The sequence below is a fragment of the Peptoniphilus rachelemmaiella genome, from assembly GCF_943169845.1.
Lineage (GTDB): Bacteria > Bacillota > Clostridia > Tissierellales > Peptoniphilaceae > Aedoeadaptatus > Aedoeadaptatus rachelemmaiella.
Genome location: NZ_CALPBW010000005.1, coordinates 1 through 14660 on the forward strand (window position 1 = coordinate 1; position 14660 = coordinate 14660).

General features: G+C 50.4%; 17 protein-coding genes. All 17 read right to left on the reverse strand.

Features of this window, described 5'->3' with window-relative positions:
* Window positions 1-229 (reverse strand): transposase (locus KO087_RS02860; RefSeq protein WP_215507526.1); only part of this gene is annotated, 229 nt, incomplete at its 3' end.
* A gap of 79 nt (window positions 230-308) precedes the next feature.
* Window positions 309-1766 (reverse strand): IMP dehydrogenase, encoded by a 1458-nt coding sequence (gene guaB / locus KO087_RS02865; RefSeq protein ID WP_215507528.1) that lies wholly within the window; start codon window positions 1764-1766, stop codon window positions 309-311.
* Window positions 1767-1829: 63 nt separating this feature from the next.
* Window positions 1830-3023, reverse strand: a complete 1194-nt coding sequence (locus KO087_RS02870; protein WP_215507530.1) for a CdaR family protein — start codon at window positions 3021-3023, stop codon at window positions 1830-1832.
* The gene (gene cdaA, locus KO087_RS02875; RefSeq protein ID WP_215507532.1) at window positions 3023-3814 is read right to left on the reverse strand and encodes a diadenylate cyclase CdaA; all 792 of its coding nucleotides are present in this window, start codon (window positions 3812-3814) and stop codon (window positions 3023-3025) included. The genes KO087_RS02870 and cdaA overlap by 1 nt, the downstream gene beginning before the upstream one ends.
* A complete protein-coding gene (locus KO087_RS02880; RefSeq protein ID WP_215507534.1) occupies window positions 3798-4370 on the reverse strand; it encodes a DUF5317 family protein in 573 nt (190 codons plus the stop codon). Before KO087_RS02880 ends, cdaA begins: the two co-directional genes overlap by 17 nt.
* 48 nt (window positions 4371-4418) lie before the next feature.
* Window positions 4419-6497: a bifunctional 4-hydroxy-3-methylbut-2-enyl diphosphate reductase/30S ribosomal protein S1 gene (locus KO087_RS02885; protein WP_215507536.1), complete on the reverse strand. Its 2079-nt coding sequence runs from the start codon at window positions 6495-6497 to the stop codon at window positions 4419-4421.
* Window positions 6478-7065, reverse strand: a complete 588-nt coding sequence (locus KO087_RS02890; protein ID WP_215507538.1) for a lysophospholipid acyltransferase family protein — start codon at window positions 7063-7065, stop codon at window positions 6478-6480. Before KO087_RS02890 ends, KO087_RS02885 begins: the two co-directional genes overlap by 20 nt.
* Window positions 7055-7708 (reverse strand): (d)CMP kinase, encoded by a 654-nt coding sequence (gene cmk / locus KO087_RS02895; protein ID WP_215507540.1) that lies wholly within the window; start codon window positions 7706-7708, stop codon window positions 7055-7057. The genes KO087_RS02890 and cmk overlap by 11 nt, the downstream gene beginning before the upstream one ends.
* A complete protein-coding gene (locus KO087_RS02900) occupies window positions 7689-8921 on the reverse strand; it encodes a BaiN/RdsA family NAD(P)/FAD-dependent oxidoreductase (protein ID WP_215507542.1) in 1233 nt (410 codons plus the stop codon). The genes cmk and KO087_RS02900 overlap by 20 nt, the downstream gene beginning before the upstream one ends.
* Entirely contained in the window at window positions 8922-9479 is a 558-nt protein-coding gene (gene mnmM / locus KO087_RS02905) for a tRNA 5-(aminomethyl)-2-thiouridylate-methyltransferase MnmM (protein ID WP_215507544.1), read from the reverse strand.
* On the reverse strand, window positions 9470-10180 hold the full coding sequence (locus KO087_RS02910) for a pseudouridine synthase (protein ID WP_215507546.1): 711 nt from the start codon (window positions 10178-10180) through the stop codon (window positions 9470-9472). Before KO087_RS02910 ends, mnmM begins: the two co-directional genes overlap by 10 nt.
* Window positions 10177-10698 carry an SMC-Scp complex subunit ScpB gene (scpB, locus tag KO087_RS02915; RefSeq protein WP_215507549.1) on the reverse strand — a complete coding sequence of 174 codons (522 nt, stop codon included), beginning with the start codon at window positions 10696-10698 and terminating at the stop codon, window positions 10177-10179. Before scpB ends, KO087_RS02910 begins: the two co-directional genes overlap by 4 nt.
* Window positions 10676-11419 carry a segregation and condensation protein A gene (locus KO087_RS02920; protein WP_215507550.1) on the reverse strand — a complete coding sequence of 248 codons (744 nt, stop codon included), beginning with the start codon at window positions 11417-11419 and terminating at the stop codon, window positions 10676-10678. The genes scpB and KO087_RS02920 overlap by 23 nt, the downstream gene beginning before the upstream one ends.
* Complete coding sequence (locus KO087_RS02925) at window positions 11416-12024, reverse strand: site-2 protease family protein (protein WP_215507552.1); 609 nt, start codon at window positions 12022-12024, stop codon at window positions 11416-11418. Before KO087_RS02925 ends, KO087_RS02920 begins: the two co-directional genes overlap by 4 nt.
* Entirely contained in the window at window positions 12011-13324 is a 1314-nt protein-coding gene (locus KO087_RS02930; protein WP_215507554.1) for a thymidine phosphorylase, read from the reverse strand. The genes KO087_RS02925 and KO087_RS02930 overlap by 14 nt, the downstream gene beginning before the upstream one ends.
* A 1-nt stretch (window position 13325) precedes the next feature.
* Window positions 13326-14123, reverse strand: a complete 798-nt coding sequence (locus KO087_RS02935) for a purine-nucleoside phosphorylase (RefSeq protein WP_215507556.1) — start codon at window positions 14121-14123, stop codon at window positions 13326-13328.
* Window positions 14107-14658 (reverse strand): NUDIX hydrolase, encoded by a 552-nt coding sequence (locus KO087_RS02940; RefSeq protein WP_215507564.1) that lies wholly within the window; start codon window positions 14656-14658, stop codon window positions 14107-14109. Before KO087_RS02940 ends, KO087_RS02935 begins: the two co-directional genes overlap by 17 nt.
* Between the last annotated feature and the right edge of the window lie 2 nt (window positions 14659-14660).

Consider the following 14660-nt stretch of genomic DNA (forward strand, 5'->3'; position numbering starts at 1 on the left):
CGCTCGTTTCGTAGCGTGTGATGGCTTCTAACTTAAACTCTACACTGTACGCACGATTATTTCTAGAGCGCATTAAGCCTTCATCGCCAAATTGTTTGTAATTGTTCACCCAGCGTCTGATCAACGAGGAGCTAATTTGGTATTCCTTAGCCAGGATTCTATAACCTGCTTTTTCGTCCAAGTATTCCTCAACAATTTTTCTCTTCAATTCATAACTATATTTTGCCATTAAAAGGCCCCCAAAGGTTGGATTTCTTGGTCCAACTTTTGGGGGTCAGTGCATTCCACGGGAGCGGCAATTTTTGTGTCTATTTTCGAGAACTGATGTAGTTCGGACTTTCTCTTGTAATGGTAATGTTGTGCGGGTGGTTTTCTTGCAAGGTAGCGGGGGTGATTTTCATGTACTCCGTATTGTTCTTGAGCTCGTGAATGTTTTTCGCCCCGACGTAGCCCATACCGGATTTTAAGCCGCCGATAAGTTGGTAAATGACGTCGCCGACTTTTCCCTTGTAGGGTACACGACCTTCCACACCTTCGGGAACGTATTTCTTCGTTTCCGATTGGAAATAGCGGTCGCTGGATCCGCTGCTCATGGCGCCTAAGGAGCCCATGCCGCGGTAGGTTTTGAAGCGACGGCCTTCGACATAGATTTCTTCTCCGGGACTTTCATCGGTACCGGCAAACATGGAGCCCATCATAACCACGTCGGCGCCAGCCGCAATGGCTTTGGTCACATCGCCGGAATACTTGATCCCGCCGTCGCCGATAATGGGGATGCCTTTTTTCTTGCCTGCTTCCGAACAATTTAAGATCGCCGTCACTTGGGGCACGCCGATACCGGTGACCACGCGGGTGGTACAAATGGAACCGGGACCGATACCGACTTTGACGCAGTCGGCGCCGGCTTCGATTAAGTCGATAGTGCCTTGATAGGTGGCCACGTTCCCGGCAACCAATTGAATGTCGGGGAAGGCTTTTTTAATTTCGCGAATCGTGGTCAAGACGCCTTTCGATTGTCCGTGGGCCGTGTCGATGACGAACAAGTCCGTGCCCGCGGCGCGAAGGGCTTCCACCCGTTCGTAGACGTCGTGGGTAACGCCGATGGCGGCTCCGGCGAGGAGGCGGCCGCCTGCATCTCTGGCGGAATTCGGGTATTGAATGGCTTTTTCAATGTCCTTAATGGTAATCAAGCCCATGAGATGATGGCTGTCGTCGATGAGAGGCAGTTTTTCGATTTTGTATTGCTTCATCACCTTCAGCGCGTCGTCCATGGAAATGCCTTGCTTGCCCGTGACCAAATTATCGCTGGTCATGACGCTGGCGATTTTTTTATTTAAATCGTCTTCGAAGCGAATGTCGCGATTGGTGATAATGCCTTCTAAAACATTATTTTCGTCCACAATGGGCACGCCGCTGATGCGGTAGTGGCTCATTAATTCCATGGCATCTTTGATTTCATGATCTTTGGATAAAGAGAAGGGATCGGTGATGACGCCGTGTTCCGAGCGTTTAACGCGGTCCACTTCCTTGACCTGTTCTTCCAAGGGCATGCTCTTGTGAATAATGCCGATGCCCCCTTCGCGTGCCATGGCAATGGCCATTTGCGATTCCGTTACCGTGTCCATGCCGGCACTCATTAAGGGAATGTTCAGCTCAATGGCGTGGGTGATTTTTGTCTTTAATTCCACTTCATTGGGCAACACTTCCGAAAACCCCGGCATGAGCAAAATGTCGTCAAATGTTAAACCGTCTCCTAAAAATTTCATCAAAGCCTCCTCACTTTCCTCTACTATGATAGACATTTATTTTAGCAAAAGATAAGCCGTCATTCAAGACGAGGATGTGAGACGCTTCGGCTTGATGCGAATAATCTCCAGATCCTTCGGCCCCTTGGCGATTACCTTGCCTTCTCGGTCGACGGTCAATTGAATGTCCGACGCTCGCAGCACATCGACTAAAGAGGCGTCGCCGTAAATTTCCACGTCGATTTTCTTCGGTACATTGAAATCGCTTAAATTCACGCCTTTTAGAGACGTCATGTGCTCCGTGGATACTTCCAAGGTGCGCCGCGCCGATTCTTTTTTCATGTAACGCAAAATAACGGATTCATCGGGATTGACCAAATGGATCCCTTCGGGCACGATGAGACGCACGGGCACGGCGTTGGTGCTCATAAGCTCCTTCGCATTCACGGGGCGCGTCGTAATGCTCTCGATGCCGTCGATGGCACCGGAATCCCCGGTGATGGTGACGGTGGCAGGCGTCAGAATGGCTCGGTCCCGATTAAACTCGCCGCCCTCATCCTGTTCATAGTTTACCTCGATGGGCACGCTCTTTGCCTTGGATATGGCGGCCTGTACCCCCACCGTGTTCGGCGTCACTTCAAGGCCTTCGATAACATGCTTGTTTTGATCCAGCGGCGTTAATTCGACAGAAGAGACCACCGTTTCTTTTGCGTCGGTAATAAGGATGTGGCCCGCCACGGAATGCACTTTGTCCACCGATTTTTTCGGCCCTTTTACCGTGACTTCATCTTGATTCACAATAATCCTGTCCAGAACCATGCCGTCGGCCGGATTGCCCTTGGCCGTCACCGTGACCGGTTTTTTCATAGAGACCATTTCGTCCACAGAGATGGTGATGGCGGAAGGATTGGATTTTTTAATTTTCAGATTCTCGTCGGAAAGGCGGAAATGGATGGGAAGCCGTTGAGAGCCCGGTTGCACTTCCCCGAGATCCACATAGGCTGAAATATCCTCTTCTTTTAATCCGATGATGGCGCTGCGATTGCCGGAGACCACGATATTGGTGGTGTAATCGTCACTTTTTAAGAGCTCCATCCCCGCTTCACGCATGGTGGATTGATTTCTGAGTTCCACTTCCACATTGGTGAAATCCTTGGTGATTACCGGATCGATTTCCGTAATTATAAAGAACCAAAGTAGAATAGACAAAATCAGGGAGAAAATTTTCTTAATCGTGTCTTGATTATTCGCAACTAAATTTAAATATTTATCGCGCATTACATTTCCTCCTCGTCACTCTTCGGAAAATAGATGGCCCTAAGCATCTGCTCTAAAGTGGACAGATCCAGGTGGCGGTTAATGTTTCCATATTCGGCGACGGAGATCGAGCCCGTTTCCTCGCTGACCACGATGGCAAAGGCGTCGCTTTTTTCACTAATTCCAATGGCCGCACGGTGGCGCGTGCCCAATTCCTTGGACAGGCCCTTTTCCTCTGTTAAGGGAAGAAAACAGGCGGCGGAGATGATTTTATCCCCGTTAATAATCACGGCACCGTCGTGGAGCGGCGTGTTGGGAATGAAAATATTGATTAACAGGCCCGAGGACAGGTCGCCGTAAATAGGTGTCCCCGTTTCGATAATCTCATTTAGCCCGGTTTTCCGTTCGATCACCATTAATGCGCCGATTTTCTGGCGAGACAAAGAGGCCACGGCGCCGATAATTTCATTAATGGTGGATTCATCCCGCGTTCCCGACAGGACAAAACCCTTTCGAATGGAGCTGTTGCGGCCAATAAATTCAAGACCTCGCCGGATTTCCGGTTGAAAGACGATGAACAGGCCCAAAAATCCCCAGGTCAACATGCTTTTCAACAGGTAGTTAAGCATATAAATTTGTAAAATTTCGCTGAGCTTCGTCAGAATCAAGACCACGACGATCCCTTTGCTTAATTGCTCGGCGCGGGTGCCCTTGATTAATTTGAAGAGCCAATAGATAATCACCGCCACGATGGCGATGTCGATGACGTCTTGAATCCGCAGCATCGATAAGGTTTCACTTATCCATTGCATGGCGATCCGCCTTTCCAAATAAATACGATGTAGCACTGGCTACAAATAAAAATAATCCCATGGCGATCAAACCGTCGCCGAGACTCATGACCTTCGCCGAAGAGATGGCCGAAGCGTAACAGAAGCGGTCGCATAAAAAGCGAAGGCGCGTCGCCTCATTGGCCAAGCCGTGGGTCAAGACCCGGCCCTCTGTAATTAAAGTGAGGGCACGGACATCGCCGATCTTTAACAGCGCCTCCGCCTCCACAGGCATGACGCCGTTTAAAGCAACTACGACGCCGTTTAGGGCAAGTCCTACGCCGGATAGAATATAACCTAAATGGCGCCCCATCAGGCAGCCTACAGCCATGATAAAAAGTGCGAGGGCATGAACGGCCGAAAAGTGTGCCGCAAGAAAAGGCACTGAAGGCGCCGCCTTTAGTGCAATAATAAAGAGTGCGGCGCCGGTACCTGCGACGATTAAATTTTTAAAGCGAGGCTCCTGTAAAAAAAACTTGTTTTTCCACGCCAGAATGAGGCCCAGCCATACGCCCAAGATAATCCCTTCAGTTGTCATTCTTCACCTACAAAAAATGCGCTCTCCTCAGAAAGCGCATTTGTTTTATTATTCTTCGTCTTGGGGTTCTTCCGCTTCGACGGTTTCAAGTTGATCGAAGTTGATCAAATCGCCGATTGCCATGGAGAAGCTTTCCTCTTCAGGTTTTGCTTCGACTTGCGGTTGTTCTCTGCGACGAGGTTTTTGCTCTTTCTTTCTTTCGCGAGGCGCTTGTTCGTCTTCGCCGCCCGGTTGAAGGGCCTTCATGGAAAGAGAAATCTTCTTGTCTTCGAAGTTAATATCGGTGACGCGAACGTCGATTTCTTGACCGATTTCTAAGACATCAGACGGTTTTTCGACGTGTTGTCTGGAAATTTGAGAAACGTGGAGCAAGCCGTCTACACCGGATTCCAGGCGAACGAATGCGCCGAAGTCCAAGATGTTTACGACCGTACCCTTGACGTCGTCGCCGACTTGTACAGTTTCAACGAAAGTATCCCAGGGTTTTTGGGTGGTTTGTTTTAAACCGAGGGCGATGCGGTTCTTTTCTTCGTCGATCTTCAGAACCAATACTTTTACCTTTTCGCCGGGGCTTACGACATCGCTGGGATGTTTAACGCGGTTCCAGGAAAGTTCGGAGATGTGAATCAATCCGTCTACGCCGCCGACATCGACAAATGCGCCGAAGTTGGTTAAGCGTTGAACCGTACCTTCGATGAATTCGCCTTCTTGAAGGGTACCGTATACTTCTTTGCGTTTTTCTTCGATTTCCTTGGATTCGATGTTTTTGCGAGAGAGGACAAATTTTCTTCTGCCCTTATCGAAATCGATGATTTCGCATTCTAAATCTTCATCGACGTATTTGCTTAAATCTCTTTGGAAACGTACGGAAACGTGAGATGCGGGAATAAATCCGTTTAAGCCGTCGACATCACAGGTCAAGCCGCCTTTGACGACATTGGTGACATGAGCCATAACCGTTTCGCCGTTTTCAAATTTTTCTTCCATTTCATCCCAAACCTTCATGTTTTCCACGCGTTTAAAGGATAAAACGACATTACCGTCTCCATCGTCCATTTTCATAACGTAAACCTGAATTTGATCTCCTTGGTTGAAGATTTCATTCGGTTTTACATTGGGGTCGTTGGACAATTCATCTCTGGAGATGATACCGTCTGCGCGGTAGCCGATATTAACCATAACCTCGTCGTCGGTTACGTATAATACCTCGCCATCGACAATTTCACCGCGACGTACACGCGTGAAAGAGTTTTCAATGGCCTCCATCATTTCATTGTTCATTTCGTCCCTGTTCATATTATCCATTCTACTAACAGCCTCCTTGATTACCGAGTCCGGAGTGGATGCTCCGGCGGTAATACCAATTTTATTGAATTTTTTAAATGGACGTAGATCGAGTTGATATATGGTTTGAATATGATAGACATGTTCGCAATGTTCTGACGCAATCTTTACGAGTTTCTTCGTATTTGCACTATTCTTACCACCTATAACGAGCATACAATCCACATGAGTAGCCAACATGCGACAGGCATCCTGACGGTCGTTTGTGGCTTTACATATGGTATTATACCTTAAAATCTCTCCCGTGAAAATACCTTTTAGCCTTTCTTCTACAGAATCAACCAATTTCTTGGGATTCGTCGTCTGGGAAACAAGGGCAATTTGATTTTTCTCACTTAAGGGCAGTGCGTCCACTTCATCGGCCTCACCGACAATATATACATCGTCGCCATAAGAAGCGATGCCCTTTACTTCCGGGTGGTCTTTGTCGCCGACGATGACCACGGGGATTCCCTTGGCATTGTTTTCCTCCACCATGGTGTAAATTCTCGAGACAAAGGGGCAGGTGGTGTCCACGACGCGATTGCCCTTTGCGTTCAGTTCTTTCTTTAAAGCCTTTGTCGTGCCGTGGCTTCTCGTAATCACCGTGGCATTGCTCGGCAAATGGCCTTCGTCGATGAGCTCGACGCCCTTTGCCCGCAAGTCGTCGTTTACTTGTGCATTATGCACCAGCTCGCCCAATATCTTGACGTCGTCGTAGGCCTGTGCTGTCTGAAAGGCGCTTTCTACGGCCCGCTTCACGCCGCCGCAAAAGCCGTAGCATTCACTCAAAAGTATTTCCAAGGTAGTCTCTCCCTTCGTAAATCGTGGCCATTAAAGCGTGCATCCGCTTTTGGTACACCTCTTCCGTGAGCTTTTCTTTTTCGAAGGGAATGGGCGTTCGGAATATGTAACGCCGCTTGCGAAAGAGTTTGTAGTCCCCTTCAATGTACACCGGCAAAACTTCAGTGCCCGTGCGGGCGGCCAAAAGAATGGTGCCGGGCTTGCCTTGATCGTAGTCCACGGTCTTTACCCGCGTTCCTTCCGGAAAAATGCCGATAATTTCTTTGTTTTTCAACGCGCGCATGGCGATGATGGTGCTTTTCGCATCGCCGTGGTTCCGGTCCACGGAAATGGCGCCGACGCCCTGAAGGATTTGTTTCAGTATCGGTATCTCAAAAAGCTCCCGCTTCGCCATCCAACGCACTTGCTTGGGAAACAAGATCGATAGGAAAAGAGGATCCCAATTGCTCTTGTGATTGGCCACTAAGAGGTAGGCCTTCTCTTCCAGCGCAGGCATATTCACAACCTCGTAGGGATAGAGGATTTTTAACAGCCACCCGGTAATCGCCTTAATGACATTATAGAACATGGTCGTTCTCCACATAGCTCGCCATGGTATCCAAGACTTCGTCTTCACTCATATCGGTAGAATCTACGAGTATGGCATCCGCCGCCTGTTTTAACGGGGCCACTTCTCGGTTTTTATCGCGCTCATCTCGGGCGTGGATGTCGGCTTTGATCGTTTCCAGATCGACGGACTCGCCAAAGGCCTGGCGCTGTTCGTAGCGTCTGCGCGCCCGCTCTTCTTCTGATGCTGTGAGGAAAAATTTTACATCTGCCGCGGGCAGGACCACGGTGCCGATGTCGCGGCCTTCCATAACCACGCCGCCGCCTTCAGCGAGGCGCCGCTGAAGAGACAGAAGGTAATCCCGCACCGCCGGCTCTTTCGAAAGCTGCGACGTCTTCTGGGAGATGGCCTCCGTGCGAATGACATCGCCCAGTGCCACGCCGTTTAATAAGACGGCGCCGTCTTTATAGTCGATGGACTGATCGTCCACCCGCGATAAAAGTTCCTCTGTCGTAAGGTCTTCGCCTTCGTTTACGGCGATGTAGGCGATGGTGCGATAGAGGGCACCGGTGTCGATGTATTCGTAGCCCAAGCGCTTCGCTAAAGCGCCGGCTATGGCGCTTTTCCCCGCGCCGGAAGGGCCGTCAATGGCGATGGTTTTCATTTGATTCCTCCTCCCCGGAACACAGTCCGGCTAAGTAGCCGGTTGAAAATGCGATCTGTAGATTAAAGCCCCCGGTGGGTCCGTCCACGTCTAAAACTTCGCCGCAAAAGTAAAGGCCTTCGGCTTTTTTGCTTTCCATGGTCGACGGATCCACGTCCTTCACATCCACGCCGCCGGTGGTAATAATCCCGGTGTTTTCGTTAAACAGGCTGTCGTAGTGGAGGCGGAAATTTTTCAGCGTGTGAATCAGTTCGCGGCGCATTTCTTGGGACAATTGATGGGCAGGCAAATCCTGCGGCACTTGCGCCTGATCCAATACCGGTGCGATTAAAGACTTGGGCAAAAGATGCTTCATCAAATTATGCATGGCCCGATTGGAATTGTCCTTCACTTCACGCAAAAGCCGCTTATCAAGCACCTCTTCTGTAAGTGCGGGCTTGAAGTCAAGGGAAAGATCCACTTTATCGGAGCGATTAATTTTCGAAGAGAGGCTCAGAACGATGGGCCCGCTGATGCCGAAGTGGGTAAAGAGCATTTCACCGAAATCGGAAAAGCGTCCCTCTTTCGTCGTCGCCGTCAGGGCCACGTTTTTTAAGGACAGGCCGGACAATGCCTCTAAGTAGTCTTCTTTTAGCTTTAAGCCCACGAGTCCCGCCACGGGTCTCACCACGCCCATGCCGAAAGCTTCGGCAAAACCATAACCGTCCCCGGTGGAGCCGGTGAGGCGATAGGTCATCCCCCCTGTGGCGACGATGACTTTGTCTGTGCGGAAAGTGTCTCTATTTGTCCTTACGACATAGCCGCCCTTCTCTCTTTCAATGGATTCCGCCGTCGTGTTTAGGCGAATGGCTACCTTTCTCTTCTCAAGCTCCCGTTCCAAGGTTTTAATGATGTCCGAGGACTTGTCGCTTTTCGGAAAGACTCGATCGCCTCGCTCCACCTTTAGTGGGGTGCCTCGGCTTTCGAAGAAATCTTTCAGCATGACGGCGGTCAAGCTGTAATAGGACGAGTACATGAAGCTTGCATTTCGATTCAATGCCTCAAAGAAAAAGGGATCGTCGCAGTCGTTACAGAGATTGCACCGTCCCTTGCCTGTAATAAACAGCTTCTTTCCCAATTTCTCATTTTTTTCGATTAAGGTGACCTCTGCCTTCTCCGCCGCTTTGATGGCGGCCATCATGCCGGCGGGTCCGCCTCCTATGACCAATATCATCTAACACCTCGCAATGCCGACCCAGTAGGGCGGGCAATGATTTTGATTGGGAAAGGTGATTTTCACCACCTTGTACACTTTCTGATCCAATGCGCCGATCATCTCTTCGATGCCCTCGCTCTCCACCTTGCCTTCCTCGTGGCCCGGATAGATGGCGAGACTCAAGAGGGCGCCGGGTTTCATGGCGGCGAGGATTTCATTTAATGTGTGCATCGTGGTAGGCCATGTGGTGGTGATTTTTTTGTCACCGCCGGGCAAATAGCCCAGGTTCATGACAAAAACATCCACCGCTTGAAGATCCACGTAGCGGGATACATTTTCGTGGCTGTCGCGAATCAGCGCCACATTCTTTACATGCTTTTCCTTTAAAAAGGCCTCTGTCTTCTCGATGGCGGCCTGTTGTATGTCCATGGCCAAAACGCGACTTGCCCGCTCGGCAAGAAACAAGGTATCTTTTCCGTTGCCCGCCGTGAGATCCACGGCCACATGGTCCTTCGTTAAGAAATTTTCCAGCACGGTGTGGGACCAGGCCACCGCCGATGTCGGGATTACTTCCATGACTTCAACACCCGAATTTCTTTTTCCCGAAGGGGGCGGTATTCCCCTTTGCCTAACATGCCAAGCTTTAATGGGCCCATTTGAATCCGCTCAAGCTCCACCACTTCCGCACCCACGGCTTCAAACATGCGGCGAATTTGGCGATTGCGTCCTTCGTGGATCACAACTTCCATACGGGTCTTTGCGTTTCTATGTTCTAAAATTTTAAAATTTGCCGGCGCCGTCATGCCGTCGTTCAGTTCAATGCCCGAGGAAAGTTTGTGCGCCGTTTCTTCATCGACGATGCCCTTTACCGTCACGCGATAGGTTTTTTCCAGCTCGTATTTCGGATGGAGTAAGCGCTGAGTCAATTCGCCGTCGTCCGTTAAAAGCAAGAGCCCCGAGGAATCCATGTCCAACCGACCCACGGGATACAGGCGCTGGCCTTTTCTTAAGGGAACCAGATCGAGGACGGTCTTGCGCCCCTTGTTGTCGTCTGCAGTGGAGACGACGCCGCGTGGTTTATTTAATAAAATATAGTGATTGGTCTTCGGCAGGCGAAGAAGCTTTCCGTCGACGGTGACCCGAACATCTTCCTCTACTTTCATGCCCTGTTCCGTTACGGTCACACCGTTTATTTTAACGCGGCCGGCATCGATAATTTCTTCGCATTTTCTGCGGCTGGCAACACCGGCATGAGCCATGTATTTCTGAAGTCTCATGATTCCTCCATCTCTACCATTGCTTCTTCTTTCGGCAAGTCTTCCAAGCCGGACAGGCCGAATTTTCGTAAAAAGGTCTCCGTGGTGCCGTAAACTTTCGGGCGACCGGGAATTTCCATGCGGCCGAGGACGGCGATTAAATCGATGCGCTCAAGGCTTTTCAGCACCTGATCGCAGCGCACGCCCCGAATCTCTTCAATTTCGGATTTTAATACCGGCTGCTTGTAGGCGACGATGGAAAGGGTCTCCAGGGCGGCATTGGATAAGCTTTTCGTCCGCGTTTTTTTCGCGAAATCGCTAATGGCCTCAAAAAGCTCCGGCTTTGTGGAGAGCTGATAGCTGTCGTTGACACAAACCAGGCGCAGGCCTCGCTCCTCGCCGGATAAATCCGCCTTTAATTCACCGATGGCAGCCTGAAGCTCAATGGCTGTTACCTGCAAGGCTTCTGCCATTTCTTTTTCCGTAATGGGTTCGCCCCAGGCAAATAAAAGGGCTTCAACTTTGGCTTTCAGTTCCATGGATCATTCCTTTTTTTATCAGTACGATGTCTTTTCCTTCTTGACGGCAGCTGATCTTTTCAAGCTTCATCAGCTCCAAGAGGGTGAGAAATACCGTCACGATTTCGATTCGGCTCTGTGCATCTTCCATCATTTGAAAAAATCGCGGCTTCTCCCACTTTCTGAAGGCGGCGTCAATTTTCTCCGCAGCCTGCTTGAAGCTAAATTCCGCGGCGGGAATTTTCTCCAAGGATTGCCGCGCCGCTTCGTGAATTTCAAAGCGCACCATGACGTCGCGAAAGGCTTTCGCCAAACGGGATGCGTCGCCTTCGGCCAAGAGCTCCTCCTCGGAAAAATCCGAGAAGTCTTCCTGCTTTTTATAAATGGCGCCGTCTTCATAGGCGGCCATTTCATCCAACAATAAACTCGCCGCCTTCATGCGCTTGTATTCTAAAATCCGCTCCACGAGGCTATCCCGAGGATCCTCTTCTTCCTCTTCCTCCTCCGTCACGGGCTTGGGCAAAAGCATGCGGCTTTTAATGGCGAGAAGGTAGCTGGCCATGGCGAGAAAATCAACCATGGCATCCAATACTGGGCCCGTCATCCCGTCTAAATAGGCGAGAAAATCTTCTACGAGGACGTGGATTTGAATGTCGTAAATATCCATCTCCCGCTTTTTAATCAAATCCAACAGCACATCCATGGGCCCGGAAAAGGAGCCGTAAACGAATTCGTAGCTCATGAGACAAGGATCATGGCGAGGCCCACGCAGACTTGGATGAAGCCTTCAACCACCGGCCCGATGATACGGGGGATCGCACCGGTGACCACGCCGAGAAATAAAATCCAATAGAAGTATTTTTCATATTGGTAGAAGGCGAATTCCGTCTTCGGCGGCAAGAGGGACGCCAACACTTTCGAGCCGTCTAAAGGCGGCAGAGGCACGAGATTAAAGACGCCGAGCATGGCATTGTACCAAAGAAAGTGCAGAAAGAAATTGCTGATGACAAATTGATGTTTCGACGTCCACACGAAGAAAAAGGCGCCGAGAAGGGCAAAGATAAAGTTCACCGTCACCCCCGCCAAAGACACGAGGATCGTGCCGGTTTTGCGGTTTTTGTAATAGGCCGGATTAATGGGCACGGCTTTCGCCCAGCCGAAGCGAAAGACGATCATAAATAGAAGTCCGACAGGATCGATGTGATCCAGGGGATTTAAACTTAATCGGCCGTCTCGCTTCGCCGTGTCGTCGCCTAGAAAGTAGGAGACGTAGCCGTGGCCGATTTCGTGGCCGACGATGGCGATGATCAGTGCCGGTATCGACCAGATGTAGTTACTTATGTCCATAATAAACCTCGTCTATTATTAAAGGCTCCACGGAAACCGACTCGTCGGAAAAACGGGCAATGGATAAAAAGCGCTCCGCCAGCTCTTCGAAGAGGCGGTTCTTTCCGCCGTAAAAGGTGGCCAGCACCTCGCCCTTCTTCACGTAGTCCCCGCGCTTCTTGTGCAGGTACACGCCGGCGGCCATGTCCAGTTCATCGTCCATTCTCACGCGCCCGGCACCTAAATCTCTGGATATAATGCCGACTTCGTGGGCAGGCAAATGACTTAAATAGCCTTCGGTTTCACTGATCACGTCGTAGGTCTTTTCAGCTTGCGGGAAAAGATCAAAATCGTCGATGACATTCTCGTCGCCACCTTGATTTTTTATAAATACTCTGAGCTTATCCAGGGCCTTGCCGCTTTGGATTAAGTCTTTCACCTTTTGTTCAATTGCCTTTTCGTCGCCGCCTTCGGCCAGGTGAATCAGCTTCGTGGATAAGGTGATGCAAAGGGCTGTTAAATCCTCGGGACCTTCGCCCTTTAATGTGGCGATGGCTTCTTCCACTTCCAGTGCATTGCCTACGGCGCGTCCCAAGGGCTCTTCCATGGCCGTTAAAATGGCCAGGGTCTTTCTGCCGAAGGTCTCGCCGATGTGCACCATGGTTTCCGCCAATTCCCGAGCCGATTCTTTATTCTTCATAAAGGCGCCGTCGCCTACCTTTACATCAAGGAGCAAGCAATCGCCGTGAATGGCGAGCTTCTTGCTCATAATGCTCGATGCGATGAGGGGAATGGAATCCACCGTGGCCGTGGCGTCTCTCAAGGCGTAAAGCTTTTTGTCCGCCGGCGTAATATTGGCCGTCTGTCCTGCAATGGCCATACCGATGGCATTGGTAGAGGAGACGATTTCATCCATACTTAAATCCACCCGAAGGCCGGGAATGGATTCCAGCTTATCCAAAGTGCCGCCGGTGTGGCCCAGGCCGCGGCCGCTCATTTTGCCGAAGGGCAAACCGTAGGCAGAGAGAATGGGCCCGATAATAAGGGTGGTCGTATCGCCTACGCCGCCGGTGGAGTGCTTGTCCACCACCGTGCCCTTAATGGAGGAAAGGTCCACGGTTTCGCCGGAGTCGATGATGGTGCGGGTTAAATGGGCGATTTCATCCCCTTCCATGCCGGAAAAGTAAATGGCCATTAAGAGGGCACTCATTTGGTAATCTTTAACGGCGCCGGAAAGGTAGCCGGCAATGGTGGTTTCGATTTCTTCTTTCGACAGAATTTCGCCGTGTTTTTTCTTTTCGATGACTTCTAATACGCTCATGTTAAATCGCCTCGATGGTTTTCGTGACCAATGCTTTAAAATCGTCGGCGACGCGGGCGGAAATCTCGATCACTTCCTCGTGTTCCAAAGGTTGATCCAAAATGCCCGCCGCCATATTGGTAATGCAGGAAATGCCGATGACCTTCACGCCTCGGTGATTGGCAATAATCACTTCAGGCACTGTGCTCATGCCCACGGCATCGGCGCCTAAAATGCGGGCCATGCGCACTTCCGCCGGCGTTTCGTAACTGGGGCCGGTCATGTACATATACACGCCGCTTTGATGCTTGATCTTTAATTCTTCGGCTACGGATTTCACCAGGGCCGCAAGCTTCGGTTCGTAGGCATAAGACATATCCGGGAAACGCTCGCCCTTGCCGTCGTTGGGGCCGATTAAGGGATTCTTCCCGTTGAAATTAATATGATCGGTGATAATCATTAAGTCGCCGGGTTCGAAGGATTCATTTACCCCGCCGGCGGCGTTGGTTACGATCAAGGTTTGAATGCCCATTTCGCAGAGAATCTTCGCCGGGAAGACCACATCAGCCATATCCACGCCTTCGTAGAAATGGATGCGGCCTTTCATGGCGACGATGTTTTTTCCCGCCAAGGTGCCGAAAATCAGCTCGCCGCTATGGCCCTCAACCGTGGATTGTTTAAATCCGGGAATGTCTTTGTAGGGAATGGCCACGGCATCTTCGATGGATTCGGCGAAGTCACCTAAGCCGCTTCCTAAAATAATGCCGATCTCCGGCCGCAAGTCGGTTTGTTTTCTTAAGTATTCAATGGTTTTGTTCATTAGCATCTCTCATTTCTTTTACGGCATAGAGGCCGATCATGGTTTTCGCGTCAATAATTTCGCCTAATTTAATCATGTGCAAGGCTTCGTCCAGGTCCATATAGACCACTTCCAAGTCTTCCGTGTCGTCTAAGTGCATTTCACCGGGCGTGGGATTTTCACAATAGAAAATATGGATTTTTTCGTTGGTAAAGCCCGGGGATGTGTAAGCTTCCAAGAGAAACTCGGCAGATTCTGCCACAAGCCCCGTTTCCTCGGCCAGTTCGCGAATGGCGGCCTTCATGGGGTTTTCGTTGTGTTCGATGAGTCCGGCGGGAAGTTCCAGGAGACTTTTTTTCGTGGCGATACGGTATTGCTTCACAAAGGGAATTTTGCCGTCTTCACAGAGAGCCACCATGCAGCAACCGCCGGCGTGCTCTACCACTTCCCGCTTGCCGTAACGTTGGCCGTCCAGCTCCACGGTATGACAACTTAAGGAGACGATCTTTCCTTCATAAATTTTTTCGCTGCGTATAATGCGCTCTTCAGAAATCATAA

Bases quoted from the DNA above. Each gene is read 5' to 3' on its own strand.
- guaB (WP_215507528.1), bottom strand. From the start codon at position 1,766: ATGAAATTTTTAGGAGACGGTTTAACATTTGACGACATTTTGCTCATG.
- KO087_RS02870 (WP_215507530.1), bottom strand. From the start codon at position 3,023: ATGCGCGATAAATATTTAAATTTAGTTGCGAATAATCAAGACACGATT.
- cdaA (WP_215507532.1), bottom strand. From the start codon at position 3,814: ATGCAATGGATAAGTGAAACCTTATCGATGCTGCGGATTCAAGACGTC.
- KO087_RS02880 (WP_215507534.1), bottom strand. From the start codon at position 4,370: ATGACAACTGAAGGGATTATCTTGGGCGTATGGCTGGGCCTCATTCTG.
- KO087_RS02890 (WP_215507538.1), bottom strand. From the start codon at position 7,065: ATGTTCTATAATGTCATTAAGGCGATTACCGGGTGGCTGTTAAAAATC.
- cmk (WP_215507540.1), bottom strand. From the start codon at position 7,708: ATGAAAACCATCGCCATTGACGGCCCTTCCGGCGCGGGGAAAAGCGCC.
- KO087_RS02900 (WP_215507542.1), bottom strand. From the start codon at position 8,921: ATGATATTGGTCATAGGAGGCGGACCCGCCGGCATGATGGCCGCCATC.
- mnmM (WP_215507544.1), bottom strand. From the start codon at position 9,479: ATGGAAGTAATCCCGACATCGGCGGTGGCCTGGTCCCACACCGTGCTG.
- KO087_RS02910 (WP_215507546.1), bottom strand. From the start codon at position 10,180: ATGAGACTTCAGAAATACATGGCTCATGCCGGTGTTGCCAGCCGCAGA.
- scpB (WP_215507549.1), bottom strand. From the start codon at position 10,698: ATGGAACTGAAAGCCAAAGTTGAAGCCCTTTTATTTGCCTGGGGCGAA.
- KO087_RS02920 (WP_215507550.1), bottom strand. From the start codon at position 11,419: ATGAGCTACGAATTCGTTTACGGCTCCTTTTCCGGGCCCATGGATGTG.
- KO087_RS02925 (WP_215507552.1), bottom strand. From the start codon at position 12,024: ATGGACATAAGTAACTACATCTGGTCGATACCGGCACTGATCATCGCC.
- KO087_RS02930 (WP_215507554.1), bottom strand. From the start codon at position 13,324: ATGAGCGTATTAGAAGTCATCGAAAAGAAAAAACACGGCGAAATTCTG.
- KO087_RS02935 (WP_215507556.1), bottom strand. From the start codon at position 14,123: ATGAACAAAACCATTGAATACTTAAGAAAACAAACCGACTTGCGGCCG.
- KO087_RS02940 (WP_215507564.1), bottom strand. From the start codon at position 14,658: ATGATTTCTGAAGAGCGCATTATACGCAGCGAAAAAATTTATGAAGGA.